Origin of the sequence: Okeania sp. SIO2F4 (genome assembly GCF_010672385.1) — a bacterium.
Taxonomy (GTDB): Bacteria; Cyanobacteriota; Cyanobacteriia; order Cyanobacteriales; family Microcoleaceae; genus Trichodesmium.
This window is the reverse complement of the sequence record NZ_JAAHGT010000629.1, coordinates 1-5,798: the sequence shown is the minus strand read 5'-3', so window position 1 is coordinate 5,798 and position 5,798 is coordinate 1. Positions and strand designations below refer to the sequence as shown.

Genomic DNA, 5,798 nt, shown 5'->3' with positions numbered 1-5,798 from the left:
TTATTAATTATTAATTGTTGAATGCTTTTTAGGCAACAGGCACTATTGCTACAGCTCATCTGGTGGGAGTTTCAACTTTTTTATTTACTTTTTAATTACCCGCAACCTATGGGCGGATTGCTATAGCTTTTTAATTAATGAGGAAGATTAGCTAATCTACTTTGAGAGTAACTTTTAATTTTTGCTCAATCTTTCAATTCTACTTCCTCTTTCAAAGATAATAAATTAATAGCTGACAGCTAAGAGCTGACGGCTGAATGCTGCTGACAAAGTTAGATATTTGAAGAATAATCTTATCTAAGAATAAACACTAAAAATTATACAGTCAATTGAAATATCAACAAGACTCCTTGCCAATACTGATATAGCAGTTTTTATGTTGATAGAGTAGAGCAACTAATCTGCTCAAGTCAACATCTAGAGAAAAATTAAAAAGCTGATAGCTAATACCTGAGGTAGTAATTGTTATAGTATCATCTAAACAAACCTATTTTCTCCTAACCTGTCTGGGAATACTCTAAAATTATTTAGGTGTTGACTAACGAAATTTTTACTAAGACTAGCAATATTTAAATAGGTAGGTGTAAAAAAATATAAAACTAATAGGCAGATGCCAGGTGATCTCAGAGAAATTGTTTAATCACTATCCACATTTCTTATGTTCCCCTGTTCCCTCTCAACAATCATTTTCTATTTAATTTGACCTACCTACTTAGATAAATTGGAGTATTAAAAAAAATGGTTATAACTGGCAAATATCCAGCCAGTAAAGTAAAATCTACATTGTCTTAACATATAAATTTTAACATGAACATAGTTGATTATCTCAGAATTAGTTTGATAGATCGTTGCAATTTTCGGTGTCAATATTGTATGCCAGAAGGTACAGAAATTGACTATATCTTAAAACAAAATTTATTGACTAATAATGAATTACTAACTCTACTCAAAGAGGTGTTTATTCCTGTCGGTTTTATTCGGTTTCGCTTAACAGGAGGTGAACCTTTATTACGCCCTGGTCTTGTAGACTTGGTTGGGGCGATCGCTTCTTTTCCAGAAACAAAAGATTTATCTATGACGACTAATGGATTTTTATTGGCAGATATGGCAAAAGATTTATATCAAGCTGGTTTAAGTAGAATTAATATTAGTTTGGATTCTCTAGACTCAGATACTTTTAATTTAATTATTGGTAATAGAGGTCGTAGTCGTTGGCAGCTTGTTTGGAATGGTATTCAAGCTGCTTATGAGGTAGGTTTTGACCCTTTGAAATTAAATGTGGTTGTTATTCCTGGGGTTAATGACGATGAAGTTTTAGATTTAGCAGCTTTAACTATTGACCGTAATTGGCACATTCGATTTATTGAATTTATGCCTATAGGTAATGATAAATTATTTGATGATAGAGGTTGGATTTCTTCTGAAGAATTAAGGCAAAGGATTGGGAAAAAATGGGGACTAACAGAATCTTTTGTCAGAGGAAATGGACCTGCCGATGTATTTCAAATTCCTGGCGCTCTAGGAACCCTTGGGTTTATTAGTCAAATGTCCGAATGCTTTTGCGATCGCTGTAATAGAATGCGTCTTTCTGCAGATGGATGGTTAAGACCTTGCCTTTTAAATGAAATGGGTCAAATAGATTTAAAAAATGCTTTGCGTAATGGAGTTTCTGTTGAGGAGTTAAGGCAGCAAGTGGAATATTTATTAGGTATAAAACCAGAAATTAATTTTAAACAAAGAGAGTCTGGTACTACTGGAATTTATAGTCGAACTATGTCGCAAATTGGAGGTTGACACTCCCCGTACTAAAGCAGCGGGGATTCTTGGTTCCCAGACTCGCCATCACTTAACAGGATTTCTCCAATCAAGCCAGAGGGCAAATCTCCCACAAGCTTATTAGTTTCGGTGTGCCCCATTAATTTACTGCCGATTCATCTCGCGCCAAATCTGCATATTATGGCGCGAGATGAATCGACGATTTAGCTAAAATATGACTTCTGACTTCTGTACGGGTGATTCGCGAATCACCCCCTACTGACTTCTGACTTTAGTAAAACGGTATAAATCCTGTTAATAAAGTTCTTATCGTACACTAAAAGCAATAGCTGATAGCTGACAGCTAAATGCTTGGACTCTAAGCTTGTCTAGAATAATATTCCACAACTAACAGTTCGTTAATTTGAAGCGCCACCCACTCCCGTTCCACAACACCATTAACTTTACCAACAAGTTTGTCTTTATCAAATTCTAAATGGCTAGGAATATTAGCTAAACCTGGATATTGGAGATTAGTCTTTACCATTTCCTTAGATTTTTCTTTTTCCTTAACACTAATTACCTCTCCAGGTTTACACTGATAGCTAGCAATACTTACCACCTTACCATTCACTGTCACATGACCATGATTAACTAACTGTCGTGCGCCGGGAATAGTTGGAGCCATTCCTAAACGAAATACGGTATTATCTAAACGCATTTCTAGAAATTGTAGTAATACTTGCCCTGTGGAACCTGCTGCACGACGAGCTTTTTTTACATAACGTAGAAGTTGACGTTCAGAAAGACCATAATTATATAGTAGTTTCTGTTTCTCTTCCAATCGAATCGCATATTCTGAACGCTTTCTGCGATTTTGACCATGTTGACCAGGTGGATAAGCACGTCTGGCACTTTTACGAGTTAGTCCTGGCAGATCGCCCAGGCGACGTACTATTCTTAAACGTGGACCTCTATATCTAGACATAATAATTTCCTCATTAACGTAAAATTTAGCCACAATCCTATATCATATACTATTTAATTGCTACCTTGTCAATTGTCCACTATTGAGTTTAATTTTTATTATTTGTTATGCCTAGTATGAACTTCTCTGATAAATTTCCCTTATCTGCACCTAAGAAATACTTGAATAAACGCTGGATATCTTTAGCAGCAATACAACTTTTTAGTTGTAGTTTGTTGATGGTTATTCCTGAAGTAGCAACAGCTCAGGCAAATAGAAAATCATTTAGAATTTGCTCGAGGGATTTATTAAGCATAGGTTTATCTGAGTCAGAAGTAGCTAATGCTTGTGGCGCAGCTTTAAAGCCTAGAGACTTATCAAGATGTGTCACAAAAATTTATGATAATACAACAGAAGAACTTCCCGCACAAGAGATTCTATTTAATTGTCAACGGGTGAGAAGAGTTGATGAATTAGGAACTTGTGTGAAAAAGATTAATAAATCAGTTAAAGATACATCTAATGAATCTGCTGTATTAGAAAGTTGTCGTCTTAGTTTACTGCCAGAAAATTTTTCTTCTTGTGTGATTGGTTTAAGTGCTAATGTCGGATTATCAACAGAAGAATTATTAGCTACTTGTCTTAATCCTAATCAAGAAATAAGTGAAGTTGATTCAGAGGAAGAAAGTTAATTGAATTATTCAGCAATAAACCTCCTTTATTTTGTAAGCATTCAGCTTTCAGCAATAAGAAACTCCTTTTAAAGACAGGGTTTACTAGGAAGAAAACTTTTATAGTTAAGATTTAATTTTAGCTAAATAAAGCTTGATAAAGGGCACTAAAAGCAATAGGTGATAGCTGACGGCTGAATACTTACTTTATTTAGTTTTTATAGCAATCTTAAATTGGTTGTGAAAATTTGTATAACAGTTAATTTGAAATTAAAACATGAGTAAATTATTACTCCTGACTACTGTATGTTACTAATCAGACTGCTCGCTAAATCCTTTAAGGGAAAATAGCCATTTGACCCTACCACTAAAATTATTACAATTGAAATAGGATTGCTGTAGGTTTTTTCCTGGTTTTTGCTAATATAAAAAATTTGTCTCTACCAATTTATTTATGAGTTTAGTCAGGAGGAGATAACAAAGTCTTTTTCCTTAGTTGCAACTTTAGGAAAGTGCTGTTATGATTACCTTTCTAAAGGTACTTTACTAAACCAAACAAAAATGAAAAAGCTGAATATTATGGCCACTGCTCTGTCCACTGTAGCGATCGCTGGTGGTGTACTTTTTGCTAATTCTGTAGAAGCTTGTCCTTTTAGTGGCAAAGGAAAAAGCTTTACATCAGCAGAAAAACCTTTAATTTCACTAGACTCTTGGTTAAGCAAAAAATTTCCTGGTAAGTCGTCTGACTTTGCTATTGCTGGTATTGCTGCTGGTACACTAGGTTTAACTGGGTTAGGTGCTTTTTTTGCTACTCGTTATATTTCTCGTAAAGCAGAAGCCAATGTTGATGCTAGTGATGAGTCTATGGAAGTACCAGTAGAAGAAACATTTGTTCAACAGCATCCTGAAGCACCTGGTGGTGAACTAGATTTAGTTGAGGATAATGTTGCTGATAATGTACAATCTGAAGTTGTCGCGGATCAAGAAATCTCTCTTGTAAAATAATTTGATTGTTGTACTTAAGTGGAATAAATTTTCTCTGTACTTCCAGTAATTTAAACTGGAAGTTTTTTATATTTAGTTAAGGATTTGTAGTTGAAAATTAAGCAGTAGATGGTTGATGCATCGTACAGATTTAGATTTTACCCCACTCCTGAACAGGAAAGTCTGTTGCTCAGGACGTTGGGATGTGTACGCCTCATCTACGACAAAGCGCACTTCAGCTAGAACTCAAGCTTGGTACAAGAAAAAAGAGCGAGTAAGTTACAAGCAAACTTCAGCTATGTTGACGAACTGGAAAAAACAGGAAGATTTAGATTTCCTTAATGAAGTAAGTAGTGTACCATTGCAGCAAGGCGGTAGTCCATCTACAGACTGCTTTTAGCAACTTTTTTAGTGGACGTGCTAAATATCCTAACTTCAAGAAAAAGCGCGCGGGGTGGTAGTGCCGAATTCACACGCATCCGCATTTAAGTGGAAAGATGGTCAAGTTAGTCTCGCTAAATGCTCTGAACCATTACCTATCAGATGGAGTAGGCAACTACCAGCAGGTTGTGTACCTAGTACAATTACTGTCAAACTTGACCCCTCTGGTAGATGGTCTATATCTTTAAGAATCAACGACACCAGAGATTTGAGGCTTGAACCGATTAAGAAGCAAATTGGTATTGACGCGCGGAATTACCAGTTTAGTTACTACAAGTGATGGAGAAAAAGTTGCCAACCCTAAGAATCTTCAGAAGTTACATAAAAAACTGAGGTGAGCTGCTAAAATCTTTAAATAGAAAACCCGACAAAAAGTCTAATAATTATCAAAAAGCCAGACTAAAAGTCGCCAAGATACACGCCAAGATTAAGGATTCAAGAATTGACTACACCCATAAGCTGACATACGTCGCCAATCCGACGGCTCCCCTACGACTAATCAGGGAAAATCAAACGATAGTAGTTGAGGATTTGTCAGTAAAAAACATGGTCAAGAACCACAAGTTAGCTAGAGCTATATCAGATGCTAACTGGGGAGAATTAGTGAGGCAACGCCGATTACAAAGCTGAATGGTATGGTCGTCAATTTTTATAAATTGACCGATATTTTCCCAGTTCGCGCGCGTTGCTCTAATTGTGGTCATGTAGTGGAGAAATTACCTCTAAAATATTAGAGAGTGGGATGGCCCAGAGTGTGGTGCGAACCATGACCGCGACATAAATGCAAGTATAAATATAGCGCTACTTGAATCGGGAATAGGGAATAGGTATGGAGGGAATAGTAAACGGTTAAAAGGTTTCAGGGTTTAGAAATGTCAAGAGCCTTAATGCGTAGTGCTATATTTTGCGGATGGGAACCCGCGGGGTGCGTAAGACGCAAGCGGTCAGACCCCGCCTCGCCGATAGGCGCAAGCGGTGCG

9 protein-coding genes are annotated in these 5,798 nt (G+C 36.5%); 8 read left to right on the top strand and 1 reads right to left on the bottom strand.

The window, feature by feature from the left end; genetic code table 11:
- Positions 1–807: 807 nt before the first annotated feature.
- Positions 808–1,794 (top strand): GTP 3',8-cyclase MoaA, encoded by a 987-nt coding sequence (moaA, locus tag F6K22_RS29130; RefSeq protein WP_293106132.1) that lies wholly within the window; start codon positions 808–810, stop codon positions 1,792–1,794.
- Positions 1,795–2,134: 340 nt separating this feature from the next.
- Here the strand turns inward: moaA and rpsD are convergent, their stop codons facing one another.
- Entirely contained in the window at positions 2,135–2,743 is a 609-nt protein-coding gene (gene rpsD, locus F6K22_RS29125; RefSeq protein ID WP_293106130.1) for a 30S ribosomal protein S4, read from the bottom strand.
- Positions 2,744–2,850: 107 nt separating this feature from the next.
- On the opposite strand from rpsD, the gene F6K22_RS29120 reads away from it, so the two are divergent.
- The 7 genes from F6K22_RS29120 (at position 2,851) to F6K22_RS43615 (ending at position 5,688) form a co-directional block, all read left to right on the top strand.
- Complete coding sequence (locus tag F6K22_RS29120; RefSeq protein WP_293106127.1) at positions 2,851–3,414, top strand: hypothetical protein; 564 nt, start codon at positions 2,851–2,853, stop codon at positions 3,412–3,414.
- Positions 3,415–3,954: 540 nt separating this feature from the next.
- Complete coding sequence (locus tag F6K22_RS29115; protein WP_293106124.1) at positions 3,955–4,398, top strand: hypothetical protein; 444 nt, start codon at positions 3,955–3,957, stop codon at positions 4,396–4,398.
- A 108-nt stretch (positions 4,399–4,506) separates the two neighbouring features.
- Complete coding sequence (locus F6K22_RS43635; RefSeq protein WP_483244173.1) at positions 4,507–4,620, top strand: helix-turn-helix domain-containing protein; 114 nt, start codon at positions 4,507–4,509, stop codon at positions 4,618–4,620.
- Entirely contained in the window at positions 4,583–4,777 is a 195-nt protein-coding gene (locus tag F6K22_RS43630; RefSeq protein WP_483244172.1) for a hypothetical protein, read from the top strand. Before F6K22_RS43635 ends, F6K22_RS43630 begins: the two co-directional genes overlap by 38 nt.
- A gap of 60 nt (positions 4,778–4,837) precedes the next feature.
- Entirely contained in the window at positions 4,838–5,098 is a 261-nt protein-coding gene (locus F6K22_RS43625; RefSeq protein ID WP_483244171.1) for a hypothetical protein, read from the top strand.
- Between the two features lie 59 nt (positions 5,099–5,157).
- Positions 5,158–5,448, top strand: coding sequence for a transposase (locus F6K22_RS43620; protein ID WP_483244175.1), 291 nt, complete (start codon positions 5,158–5,160; stop codon positions 5,446–5,448).
- Positions 5,449–5,547: 99 nt separating this feature from the next.
- Positions 5,548–5,688, top strand: a complete 141-nt coding sequence (locus tag F6K22_RS43615) for a zinc ribbon domain-containing protein (protein ID WP_483244174.1) — start codon at positions 5,548–5,550, stop codon at positions 5,686–5,688.
- The last annotated feature ends 110 nt before the right edge of the window (positions 5,689–5,798 follow it).

Coding starts and splice junctions, on each gene's coding strand:
- moaA (WP_293106132.1), top strand. CDS start 808: ATGAACATAGTTGATTATCTCAGAATTAGTTTGATAGATCGTTGCAAT.
- rpsD (WP_293106130.1), bottom strand. CDS start 2,743: ATGTCTAGATATAGAGGTCCACGTTTAAGAATAGTACGTCGCCTGGGC.
- F6K22_RS29120 (WP_293106127.1), top strand. CDS start 2,851: ATGCCTAGTATGAACTTCTCTGATAAATTTCCCTTATCTGCACCTAAG.
- F6K22_RS29115 (WP_293106124.1), top strand. CDS start 3,955: ATGAAAAAGCTGAATATTATGGCCACTGCTCTGTCCACTGTAGCGATC.
- F6K22_RS43635 (WP_483244173.1), top strand. CDS start 4,507: ATGGTTGATGCATCGTACAGATTTAGATTTTACCCCACTCCTGAACAG.